A 17,071-nucleotide genomic window follows, 5' to 3' on the forward strand; every position below is an offset into this window, starting at 1 on the left:
GTGAGACGCTTTCCTTCTGTTGCCTCCGGGAGTATCGGCATGGCTCAAGAGCTCTATACCCGCACCAACCAGAAGCTGTATTTCGCCGGGTTGGCTCTGGACGCCTGGAAGCGGGCCGATGCCGAGCGGGCGATGAATGCCCAGGCGATCATCCAGGCGGAGCGCGAGTCGGCACTGTTCCACCTCTATGGCGCAGTGCTCGGTGTATGCCACGAGATCGCCGGTTACTACCGTCTGCCGCAGGCTGCCGCTCCTCGCGTGGATGCATTGCTGAATGCCGAAGTGCTGGCGGCCGCGCCCAGCCCCGAGCTGGCTGAGCTGGTGGAGTTGGCGTCGCAGCCGGAAACCTGGCTGGCGCAGTTGCTGGACGCCTACTCCGAGTTGTTCCTGCCGCCGCAGCCGAGCAAGGCGGTGAAGATCGACCCGACGACGCCGCTGATCGTCGCGGTCAACATCGATGAGGAGGCGCCGGCACTTTCCCGCGAGACCCTGGAGGAGTGGCGCCAGTCGCTGAAGCAATTGCTCCTGCGTTTCCGTGAAAGCTTGACCGAGCTGTAACGGCACCGTCATTCGCCGATCAGCGGTAGGGTCTTTTCCTCCTGTTCCAGTCGGTTGATTTGCCAGTAAAAAAAATTTACCTGATGCCGTCGCGGCGCTCTGGAACCGTATTCACGGGCCGGTGATGGGGCGCGGGAAGCGGATGTGGACTAGGGATGCCGGGGATGGGCTGTTACAATGTCACGTCTTTGTAGAGAGCGTCTGTCATGCCAACATCCTTCCTTGAAATCGTAGAAATGCCCGACGGGCGCATAGTGCTGCGTCGCGCCGATGACGAGGAGGCGCTGGTGACCCTGGAATTCTCCGGGGATGCGAAGAATTTCCTGCAGGGCCAGCATGTCGAAGTGGCCAAGGCCATGTTCAACGTCGGCGTGCAAATGGCTGGCCGCCTTGCCGAAGGCGAGATCGAACACGACGAAGGTCCGCGCGTTCTGCACTGAACTGCCCCCTTTGCCCTTCCCCTTCAACCCAGGCGAATATTCAGGCTCTGGGCCTGACCCTGTTGGGCGGCGCGGGACAGTTGCCGGCGTGCTGCTCGGCCCAAGGGTTCCAGCCAACTGACCACCGTATGGCTGCGGCCCAGGCGCAAGGCTTCGCAACTGAGTGCCAGGGCGCTGGCATTGTCCTTGGCTTGTAGCAGCAGGATACGTTCGCGATTCAGCCCGGCGCGGCGCAGCCATTCGTGAGTAAGGCTCGCTGGCGGGGCGATCAGGGTCAGCCAGCGAGCATCGCGGGACTGCTCCTGCTCCTCGCTGAGTTCGCGCAGGATCGGCGCCAGCAGGGTCAGGCAATGGCCAGGCAGGCCGCTTAGCGACAGCTCACTGAAGGCGGCGGGCTCTTCGGCATTTGACGGACTATCGATTACGTCGTCGAGCAGGGGGGCGCCGTTGCTGGCCCAGAAGGCTTCCTGGAACAGTGGCAACTGGGCGCTGGGCAGCGAGTGGGAGGTCTGCATGGTATCTCCTGTCAGCGCCGGATCACGCCGACGCTCAAGCCTTCGATGATCAGTTCCTGCTCCTTCAGATCGACTTCGATCGGAGCGAACTCGGGGTTTTCCGCCAGCAGCCAGACCTTGCTGCCTTCGCGCTTGAAGCGTTTCACCGTGACCTCCTCGCCGAGCCGCGCGACCACCACCTGGCCATTGCGCGCTTCGCGGGTGACGTGGACGGCCAGCAGGTCGCCGTCGAGGATGCCGATGTCCTTCATGCTCATGCCGCGCACGCGCAACAGGTAGTCGGCGCGAGGATTGAAGAAGGCGGGATTGATCCGGCAGGATTCCTCGATGTTCTGTTCGGCGAGAATCGGTGCGCCGGCGGCGACCCGGCCGATCACCGGCAGGCCTTCGTCGTCGTTCGCCGCGTGCGGTTCGAAGCCGGGGATGCGAATGCCGCGGGAAGCGCCCGGGGTCATCTCGATGGCGCCCTTGCGCGCCAGCGCCTTGAGGTGCTCCTCGGCGGCGTTCGGCGACTTGAAGCCGAGTTCCTGGGCGATTTCCGCGCGGGTCGGCGGAAAGCCGTGGTCTTCCAGGCAGCGCTTGATGAAGGAGAGGATCTCGGATTGGCGGGGCGTCAGCTTCTGCATGTCGTCGCTCTGTGTTTTTATCCAGTGCCTGGGATTATATACAGTGAGCCTGCGCTGGCAATGTTTTTCCGCATGGCATTTCTTCGAGCGCGCGGAACAGGGTTGGCCGGCGTCTTGCTTCCGTTTTTCCGGACTTCTCTGTACTTTTCTGACCGGTGCGTCATCTGCCGCTTGACAAGGGATGTGGCTGAAACGTATGTTTCAAACAAGTGTTTGTCAGGCGGAGAAACCATGGCCCAGTCGGAAACCGTCGAACGCATTCTCGATGCGGCGGAACAGCTGTTCGCGGAAAAAGGCTTCGCCGAAACCTCGTTGCGCCTGATCACCAGCAAGGCCGGGGTCAACCTGGCGGCGGTGAACTATCACTTCGGCTCGAAGAAGGCGCTGATCCAGGCGGTATTCTCGCGCTTCCTCGGGCCGTTCTGTGCCAGCCTGGAAAAGGAACTGGATCGCCGCCAGGCCAAGCCCGAAGCCCTGCACGCCAGCCTGGAGGACCTCCTGCACCTGCTGGTGTCCCAGGCGATGGCGGTGAAGCCGCGCAGCGGCAATGACCTGTCGATCTTCATGCGCTTGCTCGGCCTGGCCTTCAGCCAGAGCCAGGGGCACCTGCGCAAGTACCTGGAAGAGGTGTACGGCAAGGTCTTCCGCCGCTACATGCTGCTGGTCAACGAAGCGGCGCCGAAACTGCCGCCCATCGAACTGTTCTGGCGCGTGCATTTCATGCTCGGCGCGGCCGCCTTCAGCATGTCGGGTATCAAGGCCCTGCGGGCGATGGCGGAGAACGACTTCGGCGTGAATACCTCCACCGAGCAGGTGATGCACCTGATGGTGCCGTTCTTCGCGGCCGGCATGCGCGCCGAAAGCGGGATCGACGATCCGCTGCTGGCCGGCGCGCAGCTGCGCTCGCGCAGCAAGGCTCCCGCCAAGGTCTGAACCCGAACGGCGTCCCGACGGGCGCCGCTTCTTTCCTTTCCCTTCGGGTGCGCGGAACTCCGGGCTCCCGCTCGGCTCCATTGTCCTGCGCCGCTGCCGGCACTTAAGTCTTTCACCCGGGTGCAGTACAGTGTGCGCTGTCTGAAGCCCGTCATGGCGGGCTTCGCTGTTTTCCCGGCCATAGGACTCCTCATGCAAGGCTCTCTGATGCTCGACGTCGGCGGCACCTGGCTGACCGCCGAGGACCGCCAAATCCTGCGCCACCCCGAGGTGGGCGGTTTGATCATCTTCGCTCGCAACATCGAGCATCCCGCCCAGGTTCGCGAGTTGTGCGCGGCGATTCGCGCCATCCGCCCCGACCTGCTGCTGGCCGTCGACCAGGAAGGAGGGCGCGTGCAGCGCCTGCGCCAGGGCTTCGTGCGCCTTCCGGCGATGCGCGCGATCGCCGACAACCCGAACGCCGAAGAGCTGGCCGAGCATTGTGGCTGGCTGATGGCGACCGAAGTACAGGCGGTCGGCCTCGACCTGAGCTTCGCCCCGGTGCTCGACCTCGATCACCAGCGCAGCGCCGTGGTCGGCAGTCGCGCCTTCGAGGGCAACCCCGAGCGCGCCGCGCAGCTCGCCGGGGCGTTCATCCGCGGCATGCACGCCGCCGGCATGGCTGCCACCGGCAAGCATTTTCCCGGTCACGGCTGGGCGGAGGCCGATTCCCATGTGGCTATCCCGGAAGACGAGCGCAGCCTCGACGAGATCCGCCGCAGCGACCTGGTCCCGTTCGCCCGCCTGGCCGGCCGGCTCGACGCGCTGATGCCGGCCCATGTGATCTATCCGCGGGTCGATCCGCAGCCCGCCGGCTTTTCCCGGCGCTGGTTGCAGGAGATCCTGCGCGGCGAGCTGAAGTTCGACGGGGTGATCTTCAGTGATGACCTGTCGATGGCCGGTGCGCATGTGGTCGGCGACGCCGCCAGTCGCATCGAGGCCGCCCTGGCCGCGGGCTGCGACATGGGCCTGGTGTGCAACGATCGCGGTTCCGCCGAGCTGGCCCTGGGTGCCCTGCAGCGCCTGAAGGTCACGCCGTCACCGCGCCTGCGGCGCATGCGCGGCAAGGGCCATGCGAATACCGATTACCGCCAGCAGCCGCGCTGGCTGACCGCACTGACCGCGCTGCGCGCGGCGCAACTGATTGACTGAGGGGGGTGTCGATGAGTGTCTACGCGATTATCGGAGGGACCGGCCTGACCCAGCTGGAAGGGCTGACCCTGAGCGAGTCCCTGCCGATCGAGACGCCCTACGGCGCGCCATCCGCACCGCTACAGCGCGGCCGCTACGCCGGGCGCGAGGTGCTGTTCCTGGCCCGGCACGGCCATCCGCATCGCTTCCCGCCGCACCAGGTGAACTACCGGGCCAACCTCTGGGCCCTGAAGCAGGCCGGTGCCGAGGCGGTGATTGCAGTGAACGCGGTCGGTGGGATCCATGCCGCCATGGGCACCGGTCACCTGTGCGTGCCGCACCAGTTGATCGACTATACCTCCGGGCGCGAGCACACCTACTTCGCCGGCGACATCGAGCAGGTCACCCATATCGACTTCAGCCATCCCTATGACGAGCCGTTGCGCCAGCGCCTGATCGAGGCGCTGCGTGCGTTGGGGCTGGAGCACAGCAGTCATGGGGTCTACGCCTGCACCCAGGGGCCGCGCCTGGAGACGGTGGCGGAAATCGCCCGGCTCGAGCGCGACGGCAACGACATCGTCGGCATGACCGGCATGCCCGAGGCGGCATTGGCGCGCGAGCTGGACCTGCCCTACGCCTGCCTGGCGCTGGTGGTCAATCCCGCGGCGGGCAAGTCGGTAGGTATCATCACCATGGCCGAAATCGAACAGGCATTGCACGATGGTATCGGCAAGGTGCGCGAGGTGCTGGCGCGGGTGCTGGCCGGCTAGGCCGGCGTCGGGACGGAAAAAAGGCCGCTGTTGCGGCCTTTTTCGTTATTGCGCAGGAGGCGCGGCGTCGAAACCGCCTTCGGCGGGCGACGCTTCCGCCGGTGCCTGCTGTTCTTCCATTTCCATGGGATTGGGCGCGGCGGGGCGGGCGCCGACCGGCACCACCTTGATCAGGATGCCCAGGCTCGGGTGGTCGAGGTAGGTCAGTTCGCCATTCTTCAGGCGCGTGCCCTGCCTGATGTGCTGGCTGCCGGCGAGGAAGCCGTCGTCGCCGAAGCGGTTGACCCAGAAGTCCGCCTCCATGTCGACGAAACGGACCTGGCTGAGGGTCAGGGTGCCTTCCACGGGGAAATGATGATCCTGCTCCTGGCCCTCGCTGAGGGCGATCTTCACCGGCGTCTCGCCGATGTCCTGGCGCCAGGCCTTGTGCAGCAGCACGGTGTAGCCGTTGTCCTGGCTGAGCTTGGCCAGTTGGCTGTCCAGTGCGGTCGCCCGCAGGGCGTCGCTGGCCAGCGGCTGCGCGCCGGTGGCCCAGTCGTCCGGCGCCGGCTGGCTGGAGGGGACGGCATCGCCGGCCTGGCGGAACACCACCAGTTCCACCTGGTAGGGTCCGCCGGCGAACGCCGCCGGGGCGGCCAGGGAAAGCAGCAGGGCAAGGCAACGGAACAAGCGCATGGGCTAATCCTTAGGTGGTTTGCGGTGCGAGGCGCTCGAACAGCGCCTCCAGGGTATTGAAGCGTTCTTCCGGTCGTTCCATGGGTACCTGGAAGCGGAACAGGGTGGCGCCTTCGAACTTGTAGCGGTTCGGCTGGCCCTGGATCAGCTTGATCAGGACCAGCGGATCGACCTGGGTATCGGCGGCGAATTCTATACGACCACCCTGTGGTCCGGCATCGACCTTGAGGATTCCAAGCTTTTCCGCCTGCAATTTCAGAAGCGTCAGACGCATCAGGTTCTTCGCCGGATCGGGCAGCAGGCCGAATCGATCGATCATTTCCACCTGCAGTTCGCGCAGGCCGTCCTCGTCGGTGGCGTTTGCGATGCGCTTGTAGAGGATCAGCCGGGCGTGCACGTCGGGCAGGTAGTCCTCGGGGATCAACGCCGGTACCCGCAGGTTGACCTCCGGGCCGCCGCCCAGCGGCTGCTCGAGGTTCGGCTGCTCGCCCTTGCGGATGGCCTTCACCGCGCGCTCGAGCATTTCCATGTAGAGGGTGAAACCGACCGCCTGGATCTGCCCGCTCTGCCCGTCGCCGAGCAGTTCGCCGGCGCCGCGGATCTCCAGGTCATGGGTGGCGAGGACGAAGCCGGCGCCCAGGTCCTGGGCGTTGGCGATGGCTTCCAGGCGTTTCTCGGCATCCGGGGTCATCTGCCGGCGCGGCGGCGTCAGCAGGTAGGCGTACGCCTGGTGGTGGCTGCGACCGACGCGGCCGCGCAACTGGTGCAACTGGGCCAGGCCGAACTTGTCGGCGCGCTCGATGAGGATGGTGTTGGCGCTGGGCACGTCGATGCCGGTCTCGATGATGGTCGAGGCCACCAGCACGTTGAAGCGCTTGTGGTAGAAGTCGCTCATCACCTGTTCCAGCTCGCGCTCGTGCATCTGTCCGTGGCCGATGCCGATGCGCGCCTCCGGGACCAGCTCGGCGAGGTCGCGGGCGCACTTCTCGATGGTCTTCACTTCGTTGTGCAGGTAGTACACCTGGCCGCCGCGCAGCAGTTCGCGGAGCAGGGCTTCCTTGATCACCGCGTTCTGCTGCTCCATGACGAAGGTACGCACCGACAGGCGGCGCGCCGGCGGGGTGGCGATGATCGACAGGTCGCGCATGCCGGAGACGGCCATGTTGAGGGTACGCGGGATCGGCGTGGCGGTGAGGGTGAGGATGTCCACCTCGCTGCGCAGCGCCTTGAGCTGTTCCTTCTGGCGCACTCCGAAACGGTGTTCCTCGTCGATGATGACCAGGCCCAGGTTGGCGAACCTGACGTCTTCCTGGAGCAGCTTGTGGGTACCGATGAGGATGTCGATCTTGCCTTCGGCCAACTGTCGCGCGGCGCTCTCGACTTCCTTGGCGCTCTTGAAGCGGCTCATCACCTCGACGTTGACCGGCCAGTCGGCGAAGCGGTCGCGGAAGCTGTTGTAGTGCTGCTGGGCGAGCAGGGTGGTCGGTACCAGCACCGCCACCTGCTTGCCGCTGTGCACGGCGACGAACGCCGCGCGCATGGCCACCTCGGTCTTGCCGAAGCCGACGTCGCCGCAGACCAGGCGGTCCATCGGCCTGGGCGCCAGCATGTCGGCCACCACCGCCTCGATGGCGCTCTGCTGGTCCGGGGTTTCCTCGAAGGGGAAGCCGGCGGAGAAGGTCGCGTAGTCGGCCTGCGGGTCCTTGAAGGCGAAGCCTTCGCGGGCCGCGCGGCGGGCGTAGATGTCGAGCAGCTCGGCAGCGACGTCGCGGACCTGCTCGGCGGCCTTGCGCTTGGCCTTCTGCCAGGTTTCCGAGCCGAGCCGGTGCAGCGGCGCGAGGGCGTCGTCGGCGCCGGTGTAGCGGGCGATCAGATGCAGGTTGGCGACCGGCACGTAGAGCTTGGCGTCCTCGGCGTATTGCAGCATGAGGAATTCCGCCTGCTGGTTGTCCACCTCGAGGGTGATCAGGCCCAGGTAGCGGCCGACGCCATGGTCGATGTGCACCACCGGCGCGCCTTCGCGCAGCTCGGTGAGGTTCTTGATCACCGCGTCGCCGCCGTCGCGGGTCTTTTCCCGGCGCCGGCGCTGCATGACGCGCTGGCCGAACAGCGGGCTTTCGGCGACCAGGGCGAGTGCCGGATGGTCCAGCAGCAGACCCTCGTCCAGCGGCGCGATGCTGATTGCCAGGCGTGCCTGGCTGGCGAGGAAGGCCGGCCAACCGTCGACTTCCTCGGGACGCAGCTTCAGCCGGGCCAGCAGCTCCAGCAGCACCTCCCGGCGTCCGGCCGATTCGGCGCAGAACAGTACGCGGCCGGGGAACTCCTCGATGAACCGGCGCAGCGCGGCCAGCGGCTCGGCGGCCTTGGCTTCGATCGCCAGGTTCGGCAGCGGCAGGGCGGGGAAGCGCTCGCGGCCGACGCCCGGCTCGACGTCCTCCTGGCTGGCGACCACCCGTGGCCAGTTCTTCAGTCGGGCGAAGCAGTCTTCCACCGGCAGGAATACTTCTGCCGGCGGCAGCAGCGGGCGTTCCGGATCGACCCGGCGGTCCTCGTAGCGGCTGCGCACGTCGCCCCAGAACTGCTCGGCGGCCTGCTCGATACCGGGCAGGGAGAACACCTGGGTGTCCTGCGGCAGGTAGTCGAAGAGGGTGGCGGTTTCCTCGAAGAACAGCGGCAGGTAGTACTCGATTCCCGAGGGTGTCAAACCGCTGGCGAGATCCTGGTAGATCGGGCAGCGCCGGTAGTCGACGTCGAAGCGCTCGCGGAAGCGGCCGCGGAAGCCGGTGACCGCTTCCTTGTTGAGAGGGAACTCGCGCGCCGGCAGCAGGCGGATCGACTCGACCTTGTCGATGGAGCGCTGGGTCTCCGGGTCGAAGGTGCGCAGGGTCTCGATCTCGTCATCGAACAGATCGATACGGAAGGGCAGCTCGCTGCCCATCGGGAACAGGTCGATCAGCGCGCCGCGAACGGCGAACTCGCCGTGTTCGTAGACGGTATCGACACAGCGGTAGCCGGCGCCTTCCAGGCGCAGGCGCATCCGCTCGACGTCGAGTTTCTGGCCGATATCCAGGACCAGGCTGCTGCCGAGCAGGAAGCGCGTGGGCGCCAGGCGGTGCAGGGCCGTGGAGATCGGCACCACCAGCACGCCGTGCCTGAGCTGTGGCAACTGGTAGAGAGCGGCGATACGCTGGGAAATGATGTCCTGGTGCGGCGAAAAGACGTCGTAGGGCAGGGTTTCCCAATCGGGGAAATGCAGCACCGGCAGGTCGGGGGCGAAGAACCGCAGTTCCTGCTCCAGGCGCTCGGCATTCTGGCTGTCGGCGGTCAGCAACAGGGTGAAGCGCCGGGCGGAACTGGCGGCCTCGGCGATGGCCAGGCTCAGGGCGGCACCGGGGAGGTTGCCCCAGTGCTGCTTGCCGGCGGCGGCCGGCAGGTTGGGAAGACGCAGTACGGACACGGGCAAGCTGGGCTCCGGTCGGGAATTTGACCGGACGGATTGTAACTTTCCCGACTGCTGGATGTCAGTCTTCCGACTGCTGCAGATTGCCGAGCCTGGCCCGCGCGGTCATAATGTAGCCCCTTTTTTCATCCCCTACATGTGGAAGGTATTGCCCGTGACTCAGAAGCCCGACCAGTGTCTCGGTGAATGGATCGATCGTGAAGCCATCGCGGAAGCCATGATCCCGCTGATTGGCCAGCTCTACCGCAACAACAATGTGGTGACTTCGATCCATGGCCGTGGTCTGATCAACCGCTCGGTGATCGCGATCATGAAGGCGCATCGTTTCGCCCGTCATCGCATGGCCGACGACGCCGAGCTGTCGGTTCACGAGACGTTCCCGATCCTCAAGGCGATGAGCGAGCTCAAGCTGGGCGCCGCTTCCGTCGACCTGGGCAAGATGGTCGCCAAGTTCAAGGCAGAAGGTAACGGCCGCAGCATCGAGGACTTCGTCAAGGCCGAACTGGCCGAGGTGGTCGGCAAGCAGAACGGCGACGCCCGCGAAGGCACCGACGTCGTGCTCTACGGCTTCGGCCGGATCGGCCGCCTGCTGGCGCGCATCCTGATCGAGAAGACCGGCGGTGGCGACGGCCTGCGCCTGCGCGCGATCGTCGTCCGCAAGGGCGCCGAGAACGACCTGGTCAAGCGTGCCAGCCTGCTGCGTCGCGACTCCGTGCACGGGCCGTTCGATGGCACCATCACCATCGACGAAGAAAACAACACGCTGACCGCCAACGGCAACCTGATCCAGGTAATCTATTCCAACGACCCGGCGTCGATCGACTATACCCAGTACGGCATCAAGAACGCCCTGCTGGTCGACAACACCGGCAAGTGGCGCGACGCCGAAGGCCTCGGCCAGCACCTGAAGTGCCCGGGTATCGATCGCGTGGTCCTCACCGCCCCGGGCAAGGGCGCGCTGAAGAACATCGTGCATGGCATCAACCACACCGACATCGGCGCCGACGACAAGATCATCTCGGCCGCGTCCTGCACCACCAACGCCATCGTGCCGGTGCTGAAGGCCGTCAACGACCAGTACGGTATCGTCAACGGCCACGTCGAGACCGTTCACTCGTACACCAACGACCAGAACCTGATCGACAACTTCCACAAGGGCAGTCGTCGTGGCCGCAGCGCGCCGCTGAACATGGTGATCACCGAGACCGGCGCCGCCACCGCCGCGGCCAAGGCCCTGCCGGTGCTGAAAGGCAAGCTGACCGGCAACGCGATCCGCGTGCCGACGCCGAACGTGTCCATGGCGATCCTCAACCTGAACCTGGAAAAGGCCACCAGCCGCGAGGAGATCAACGAGTACCTGCGCCAGATGGCCATGCACTCGGACCTGCAGAAGCAGATCGACTTCGTCAGTTCCCAGGAAGTGGTTTCCACCGACTTCGTCGGCTCGCGCCATGCCGGCGTGGTGGACGCCGAGGCGACCATCTGCAACGACAATCGTGTCGTCCTGTACGTCTGGTACGACAACGAGTTCGGCTACAGCTGCCAGGTGGTCCGCGTGATGGAAGACATGGCCGGGGTCAATCCGCCAGCCTTCCCGCGTTGATCCGCGAGGCATAGAGGAAAACGGGAGCTCTCGGGCTCCCGTTTTTCATTCCTGTCGATAACCAGAACAAGAAACTACTCACTTCGATTTAGGGCTTTTCAATGGATGGTCAACATCTGCACCAGGGCGAGCTGAAGCGTGGCCTGAAGAACCGCCACATCCAGCTGATCGCGCTGGGCGGGGCGATCGGTACCGGCCTGTTCCTCGGCTCGGCGGGGGTCATCAAGATGGCCGGTCCGTCGATGATCCTCGGCTACGCCATCGGCGGCTTCATCGCCTTCCTGATCATGCGCCAGCTCGGCGAGATGATCGTCGAGGAGCCGGTGGCCGGTTCCTTCAGCCACTTCGCGCACAAGTACTGGGGCGGCTTCGCCGGCTTCCTTTCCGGCTGGAACTACTGGGTGCTGTACATCCTGGTGGGCATGTCGGAGCTCACCGCGGTAGGCAAGTACATCCAGTACTGGTGGCCGGACGTGCCGACCTGGGCCACCGCGGCGGCGTTCTTCGTGCTGATCAATGCGATCAACCTGGCCAATGTAAAGGCTTTCGGCGAGACCGAGTTCTGGTTCGCGATCATCAAGGTGGTGGCGATCATCGGCATGATCCTGCTCGGCATCTACCTGCTGGTCGGTGGCGGCGGCGGTCCGCAGGCCTCGGTGAGCAACCTGTGGGATCGTGGCGGTTTCTTCCCCAACGGTCTCGGCGGCCTGGTGATGACCCTGGCGATCATCATGTTCTCCTTCGGTGGCCTGGAGCTGGTGGGCATCACCGCGGCCGAGGCCGCCGAGCCGAGGAAGGTGATCCCGAAGGCGATCAACCAGGTGATCTACCGGATCCTGATCTTCTACATCGGCGCCCTGGCGGTGCTGCTCTCGCTGTATCCCTGGGACCAGTTGGTGGAGACCATCAACGCCTCCGGCGACGACTACAGCGGCAGCCCGTTCGTGCAGATCTTCTCGCTGATCGGCAGCGGCACCGCGGCCAACATCCTCAATTTCGTGGTCCTCACCGCGGCGCTCTCGGTGTACAACAGCGGCGTCTACTGCAACAGCCGGATGCTCTACGGCCTGGCCGCCCAGGGCGATGCGCCGAAGGTGCTGATGTCGGTGGATCGTCGTGGCGTGCCGGTGCTGTCGATCCTGGTCTCGGCGCTGATCACCTTCCTCTGCGTGATCGTCAACTACGTCCTGCCGCACAAGGCGCTGGAGCTGCTGATGTCGCTGGTGGTGGCGGCGCTGGTGATCAACTGGGCGATGATCAGCCTGTCGCACCTGAAGTTCCGTGCGGCGATGAAGCGCCAGGGCGTGGACACCTTCTTCAAGGCACTGTGGTCGCCGTTCAGCAACTACCTGTGCCTGGTCTTCGTGCTGTTCATCCTCGGCATCATGCTGATGATCCCCGGCATCAATGTCTCGGTCTACGCCATCCCGGTCTGGTTGCTGCTGATGTGGGGCTGCTACCGGCTCAAGCTGTCCGTGGCGCAGAAGCGCGCGCCTGGCCAGCGCGCCTGATTTCTGACGCTTTCTGTTACGCGTTTCAAGGTGCGATGAACGGCTTGGGTGGCCCGGCGCCGGGTGGCTCTTTATAATCCGGGGTTTCCTTGCGAGACCATTCATCAATCGTGCCAATTCAGTACGTTGTGTGCGATGGTGGTCACTTTATGACTTGGGTCTCGCCTCTTTTGCCCACGACACTAGGCATTACGCATGATCAAGATAAAACGTGGCCTGGACCTGCCCATCAGCGGCGCCCCCGAACAACGTATCGAGGCTGCCCGCCCGGTGCGCAGCGTGGCGTTGATCGGTTTCGACTACCACGGCATGAAGCCGACCATGGCGGTGCAGGTAGGTGACCGGGTCAAGCTGGGGCAGGTGCTGTTCACCGACAAGAAGAACCCCTCCGTCAGCTACACCGCGCCCGGCGCCGGGCTCGTCAGCGCCATCCATCGTGGCGAGAAACGCGTCCTGCAGTCGGTGGTCATCGACCTCGAGGGCGACGAGCAACTGGCGTTCGCCCGCTACCCTGCCGAGCAGCTCGCCACGCTGAATGCCGAGCAGGTCCGCGACAACCTCCTGCAATCGGGTCTGTGGACCGCCTTGCGGAGCCGTCCCTTCAGCAAGGTTCCCGACCCCGCGACGACGCCCAGTTCGATCTTCGTCACCGCCATCGATACCCAGCCGCTGGCCGCCGATCCGCAGGTGATCATCGCCGAGCAGGGCGAGGCCTTCCAGGCCGGCCTGACGGTGCTCGGACGCCTGGCCCGGGTGTTTCTGTGCAAGGCCGATGGCGTTGCGCTGCCCGGCGAGGGGCTGGCCGGAGTGACCGCGCAAGCCTTCGCCGGTCCGCATCCGGCGGGCCTGGCGGGTACCCATATCCATTTCCTCGATCCGGTCGGTGCCGGCAAGAGCGTGTGGCACCTGAACTACCAGGACGTGATCGCCATCGGCAAGCTGTTCACCACCGGACAGCTGTGGACCGAGCGGGTGATCGCCCTGGCCGGCCCGGTGGTGGAGGCGCCGCGCCTGGTGCGTACCCGCCTTGGCGCCAACCTCGACGAACTGGCCGCAGGCCAGTTGCAGCCGGGCAACAACCGGCTGGTTTCCGGTTCCGTACTGGGTGGACGCACCGCCCATGGCGCCTACGCCTACCTGGGGCGCTATCACCTGCAACTGTCCTGTCTGAAGGAAGGTGACCAGCGCGAGTTTCTCCACTACCTGCGCGCCGGGGTGGAAAAGCACTCGCTGCTCAACGTGTTCGTCTCCAGGCTGCTCGGCGGCAAGCGCTTCGCCTTCACCACCAGCACCAACGGCAGTCCGCGGGCGATGGTGCCGGTAGGCAACTACGAGGCGGTGATGCCGCTGGATATCCTGCCGACCCAACTGCTGCGCTACCTGATCGTCGGCGACACGGAAATGGCCCAGAAGCTCGGCGCCCTGGAGCTCGACGAGGAGGACCTGGCGCTGTGCAGCTACGTCTGTGCCGGCAAGTACGAATACGGCCCGATTCTGCGGGACAACCTGGCACGCATCGAGCAGGAGGGCTGAGCCATGGGTTTGCGTAACCTGCTCGACAAGGTCGAGCATCATTTCGAGAAGGGCGGGCGCTACGAGAAGTGGTACCCGCTGTACGAGGCCGTGGACACCTTCCTCTATCGTCCCGGCAGCGTCACCCGCACCACCGCCCACGTGCGCGACGGCATCGACCTGAAGCGCATGATGATCATCGTCTGGCTGTGCACCTTCCCGGCGATGTTCTTCGGCATGTACAACGTCGGCCACCAGGCCAACCTGATCTTCGCCCAGAGTCCCGACCTGCTGGGCGCCCAGGATGGCTGGCGCTTCGCCCTGATCGGCGCGCTGGCCGGGTTCGACCCGAACAGCCTGTGGGATTGCCTGGTCCAGGGCGCCGCGTACTTCCTGCCGGTGTACCTGACCACCTTCATCGTCGGCGGCTTCTGGGAGGTGCTGTTCGCCACCATCCGTCGCCACGAGGTCAACGAAGGCTTCTTCGTCACCTCGGTGCTGTTCGCCCTGACCCTGCCGCCGTCCGTCCCGCTCTGGCAGGTGGCGCTGGGGATCAGCTTCGGCGTGGTGCTGGGCAAGGAAGTGTTCGGCGGCACCGGGAAGAACTTCCTCAACCCGGCCCTGGTCGGCCGTGCCTTCCTGTTCTTCGCCTATCCGGCGCAGATGTCCGGCGACGCCGTATGGACCTCGGTGGACGGCTTCGCCGGCGCCACCTCGCTGAGCCTGGCAGCCGCCGGCGGGGTGGACAACATCCTCGGCCACGGCCTGACCTGGATGGACGCCTTCCTCGGCCACATGCAGGGTTCGATGGGCGAGACCAGCACCCTGGCGATCTTAATCGGCGGCGCCATGCTGCTGCTGACCCGCATCGCCTCCTGGCGGATCGTCGCCGGGGTGATGCTGGGGATGATCGCCATGAGCTACCTGTTCAACGCCATCGGCTCGACCAGCAACCCGATGTTCGCCATGCCCTGGTACTGGCACCTGGTCACCGGCGGCTTCGCCTTCGGCATGATCTTCATGGCCACCGACCCGGTCTCGGCGTCCATGACCGACACCGGCAAGTGGCTGTTCGGCGCCCTGATCGGGGTGATGGTCATGCTGATCCGGGTGGTCAACCCGGCGTTCCCGGAAGGCATGATGCTGGCGATCCTGTTCGCCAACCTGTTCGCACCGCTGATCGACCACTTCGTCGTTCAGGCCAACATCAAGCGGAGGCTGGCGCGCAATGGCTAATCAAGAATCCACTACCCGCACGCTGCTGGTGGCCCTGGTGGTGTGCCTGGTCAGCTCGGTGTTCGTCGCCGGCGCGGCGGTGGCGCTGAAGCCGACCCAGGCGGAGAACCGCGTGCTCGACAAGCAGCGCAGCATCCTCGCCATCGCCGGCCTGGGCCAGCCGGGCATGTCCGGCAAAGAGGTCAAGGCGCTGTTCGACAGCCGCATCAGCGCCAGGGTGGTCGACCTGCAGAGCGGCACCTTCAGCGATGCCCAGGACCCGATCAGCTACGATCCGCTCAAGGCGGCCAAGGATCCGGCGCTGTCCGAAGCGCTGCCCGCCGCCCAGGACATCGCCTCGATCAAGCGCCGCGAGCGCTACACCACGGTGTACCTGGTGGAGACCGACGGCAAGCTCGACACCCTGATCCTGCCGGTGCGCGGCTACGGCCTGTGGTCGACCCTGTACGGCTTCCTCGCGCTCAAGGGAGACCTCAACACTGTCGCCGGCTTCGGCTTCTATCAGCACGGCGAGACCCCCGGCCTCGGCGGCGAGGTGGACAATCCGAAATGGAAGGCGCTGTGGGTCGGCAAGACCCTGTACGACGCGCAGGGCGATCTCGCCGTGCAGATCATAAAGGGCTCGGTGGACCCGCAGTCGGCCAAGGCGACCCACCAGGTCGACGGCCTGGCCGGCGCCACCCTGACCAGCAAGGGTGTCGACAACCTGCTGCATTTCTGGCTCGGCAAGGACGGCTTCGACGCCTTCCTCGCCAATCTGCGCAAAGGGGAGGCGTGATGGCTGCTCAACCCACGATCCGCGAAGTCCTGTTCAATCCGGTCTTCCAGAACAACCCGATCGGCCTGCAGATCCTCGGCATCTGCTCGGCGCTGGCGGTGACCTCGAACCTGAAGACCGCCACCGTCATGGCCATCGCCCTGACCCTGGTGACCGGCTTCTCCAACCTGTTCATCTCGATGATCCGCCGGCAGATTCCCAGCTCGATCCGGATGATCGTGCAGATGGTGATCATCGCCTCGCTGGTGATCGTCGTCGACCAGGTGCTCAAGGCCTATGCCTACAGCCTGAGCAAGCAGCTCTCGGTGTTCGTCGGCCTGATCATCACCAACTGCATCGTGATGGGCCGCGCCGAAGCCTTCGCCATGGCCAACCCGCCGCTCGTGTCGTTCTTCGACGGCATCGGCAACGGTCTCGGCTACAGCGCCATGCTGCTGGTACTGGGCTTCATCCGCGAGCTGTTCGGCGCCGGCAAGCTGTACGGCATCAGCGTGTTGCCGACGGTCAACGATGGCGGCTGGTACCAGCCGAACGGCCTGCTCCTGCTGCCGCCCTCGGCGTTCTTCCTGATCGGGCTGATCATCTGGGCCCTGCGCACCTGGAAGAAAGACCAGGTCGAGGCACCGGCCTACAGGATGGCCCCGCAGGTATCCAGCAAGGAGGCGTACTGATGGAGCACTACATCAGCCTGTTCGTGAAGGCCGTGTTCGTCGAGAACATGGCGCTGGCGTTCTTCCTCGGCATGTGTACCTTCATCGCCATCTCGAAGAAGGTGGAGACCGCCATCGGCCTGGGTATCGCGGTGATCGTGGTGCAGACCATCACCGTACCGGCCAACAACCTGATCTACACCTACCTGCTCAAGGACGGCGCGCTGGCCTGGGCCGGGCTGCCCGAGGTGGACCTGAGCTTCCTCGGCCTGCTCAGCTACATCGGAGTGATCGCCGCCATCGTGCAGATACTCGAGATGCTCCTCGACAAGTACGTCCCCAGCCTCTACAACGCGCTGGGCGTGTTCCTGCCGCTGATCACGGTGAACTGCGCGATCATGGCCGGCTCGCTGTTCATGGTCGAGCGTGACTACAACCTCGCCGAGAGCACGGTGTACGGCGTCGGCTCGGGCTTTTCCTGGGCGCTGGCGATCGCCGCGCTGGCGGGTATCCGCGAGAAGCTCAAGTACAGCGACGTCCCCGAGGGGCTGCAGGGCCTGGGGATTACCTTCATCACCATCGGCCTGATGTCGTTGGGTTTCATGTCGTTCTCCGGCGTGCAGTTGTAAGGAGA

16 protein-coding genes are annotated in these 17,071 nt (G+C 65.2%); 12 read left to right on the forward strand and 4 right to left on the reverse strand.

All coding sequences use genetic code 11. The features are described 5' to 3' along the window. Window positions 1-39 precede the first annotated feature (39 nt). Window positions 40-558, forward strand: coding sequence for a DUF6586 family protein (locus B7D75_RS10120; RefSeq protein WP_003153143.1), 519 nt, complete (start codon window positions 40-42; stop codon window positions 556-558). A 206-nt stretch (window positions 559-764) separates the two neighbouring features. Further along, the gene (locus B7D75_RS10125) at window positions 765-998 is read left to right on the forward strand and encodes a hypothetical protein (protein ID WP_003153141.1); all 234 of its coding nucleotides are present in this window, start codon (window positions 765-767) and stop codon (window positions 996-998) included. Between the two features lie 23 nt (window positions 999-1,021). Here the strand turns inward: B7D75_RS10125 and sulA are convergent, their stop codons facing one another. Both sulA and lexA read right to left on the reverse strand, forming a co-directional pair. Continuing rightward, entirely contained in the window at window positions 1,022-1,513 is a 492-nt protein-coding gene (gene sulA / locus B7D75_RS10130) for an SOS-induced cell division inhibitor SulA (RefSeq protein WP_034078460.1), read from the reverse strand. 11 nt (window positions 1,514-1,524) lie between these two features. Next, entirely contained in the window at window positions 1,525-2,139 is a 615-nt protein-coding gene (gene lexA, locus B7D75_RS10135) for a transcriptional repressor LexA (RefSeq protein WP_003153140.1), read from the reverse strand. A 231-nt stretch (window positions 2,140-2,370) separates the two neighbouring features. On the opposite strand from lexA, the gene psrA reads away from it, so the two are divergent. The 3 genes from psrA to B7D75_RS10150 all read left to right on the forward strand — a co-directional run bounded on the left by psrA (window position 2,371) and on the right by B7D75_RS10150 (window position 5,012). Further along, the gene (gene psrA, locus B7D75_RS10140; protein ID WP_012075149.1) at window positions 2,371-3,072 is read left to right on the forward strand and encodes a transcriptional regulator PsrA; all 702 of its coding nucleotides are present in this window, start codon (window positions 2,371-2,373) and stop codon (window positions 3,070-3,072) included. A 192-nt stretch (window positions 3,073-3,264) separates the two neighbouring features. Beyond that, window positions 3,265-4,263, forward strand: a complete 999-nt coding sequence (nagZ, locus tag B7D75_RS10145) for a beta-N-acetylhexosaminidase (RefSeq protein ID WP_107113964.1) — start codon at window positions 3,265-3,267, stop codon at window positions 4,261-4,263. Between the two features lie 11 nt (window positions 4,264-4,274). Further along, the gene (locus B7D75_RS10150) at window positions 4,275-5,012 is read left to right on the forward strand and encodes an S-methyl-5'-thioinosine phosphorylase (RefSeq protein ID WP_003153138.1); all 738 of its coding nucleotides are present in this window, start codon (window positions 4,275-4,277) and stop codon (window positions 5,010-5,012) included. A 45-nt stretch (window positions 5,013-5,057) separates the two neighbouring features. Here B7D75_RS10150 and B7D75_RS10155 read toward each other — a convergent pair whose 3' ends face one another. Both B7D75_RS10155 and mfd read right to left on the reverse strand, forming a co-directional pair. Continuing rightward, window positions 5,058-5,687 carry a CsiV family protein gene (locus B7D75_RS10155; RefSeq protein ID WP_003153137.1) on the reverse strand — a complete coding sequence of 210 codons (630 nt, stop codon included), beginning with the start codon at window positions 5,685-5,687 and terminating at the stop codon, window positions 5,058-5,060. Between the two features lie 10 nt (window positions 5,688-5,697). Next, complete coding sequence (mfd, locus tag B7D75_RS10160; RefSeq protein ID WP_107114664.1) at window positions 5,698-9,144, reverse strand: transcription-repair coupling factor; 3,447 nt, start codon at window positions 9,142-9,144, stop codon at window positions 5,698-5,700. Window positions 9,145-9,283: 139 nt separating this feature from the next. On the opposite strand from mfd, the gene B7D75_RS10165 reads away from it, so the two are divergent. The 7 genes from B7D75_RS10165 to nqrE all read left to right on the forward strand — a co-directional run bounded on the left by B7D75_RS10165 (window position 9,284) and on the right by nqrE (window position 17,066). Further along, a complete protein-coding gene (locus B7D75_RS10165; protein ID WP_033977644.1) occupies window positions 9,284-10,750 on the forward strand; it encodes a glyceraldehyde-3-phosphate dehydrogenase in 1,467 nt (488 codons plus the stop codon). Window positions 10,751-10,851: 101 nt separating this feature from the next. Continuing rightward, on the forward strand, window positions 10,852-12,261 hold the full coding sequence (locus tag B7D75_RS10170) for an amino acid permease (RefSeq protein ID WP_053813700.1): 1,410 nt from the start codon (window positions 10,852-10,854) through the stop codon (window positions 12,259-12,261). A 195-nt stretch (window positions 12,262-12,456) separates the two neighbouring features. Further along, window positions 12,457-13,794: a Na(+)-translocating NADH-quinone reductase subunit A gene (locus tag B7D75_RS10175; protein WP_034078463.1), complete on the forward strand. Its 1,338-nt coding sequence runs from the start codon at window positions 12,457-12,459 to the stop codon at window positions 13,792-13,794. Between the two features lie 3 nt (window positions 13,795-13,797). Continuing rightward, the gene (locus B7D75_RS10180) at window positions 13,798-15,009 is read left to right on the forward strand and encodes an NADH:ubiquinone reductase (Na(+)-transporting) subunit B (RefSeq protein WP_107113965.1); all 1,212 of its coding nucleotides are present in this window, start codon (window positions 13,798-13,800) and stop codon (window positions 15,007-15,009) included. Next, window positions 15,002-15,787, forward strand: a complete 786-nt coding sequence (locus B7D75_RS10185) for a Na(+)-translocating NADH-quinone reductase subunit C (protein WP_034078466.1) — start codon at window positions 15,002-15,004, stop codon at window positions 15,785-15,787. Before B7D75_RS10180 ends, B7D75_RS10185 begins: the two co-directional genes overlap by 8 nt. Continuing rightward, window positions 15,784-16,458: an NADH:ubiquinone reductase (Na(+)-transporting) subunit D gene (gene nqrD / locus B7D75_RS10190; RefSeq protein ID WP_023443277.1), complete on the forward strand. Its 675-nt coding sequence runs from the start codon at window positions 15,784-15,786 to the stop codon at window positions 16,456-16,458. Before B7D75_RS10185 ends, nqrD begins: the two co-directional genes overlap by 4 nt. Further along, window positions 16,458-17,066: an NADH:ubiquinone reductase (Na(+)-transporting) subunit E gene (gene nqrE, locus B7D75_RS10195; protein WP_003091182.1), complete on the forward strand. Its 609-nt coding sequence runs from the start codon at window positions 16,458-16,460 to the stop codon at window positions 17,064-17,066. Before nqrD ends, nqrE begins: the two co-directional genes overlap by 1 nt. Window positions 17,067-17,071: the final 5 nt, after the last annotated feature.

This window comes from Pseudomonas paraeruginosa (genome assembly GCF_003025345.2).
GTDB lineage: Bacteria > Pseudomonadota > Gammaproteobacteria > Pseudomonadales > Pseudomonadaceae > Pseudomonas > Pseudomonas paraeruginosa.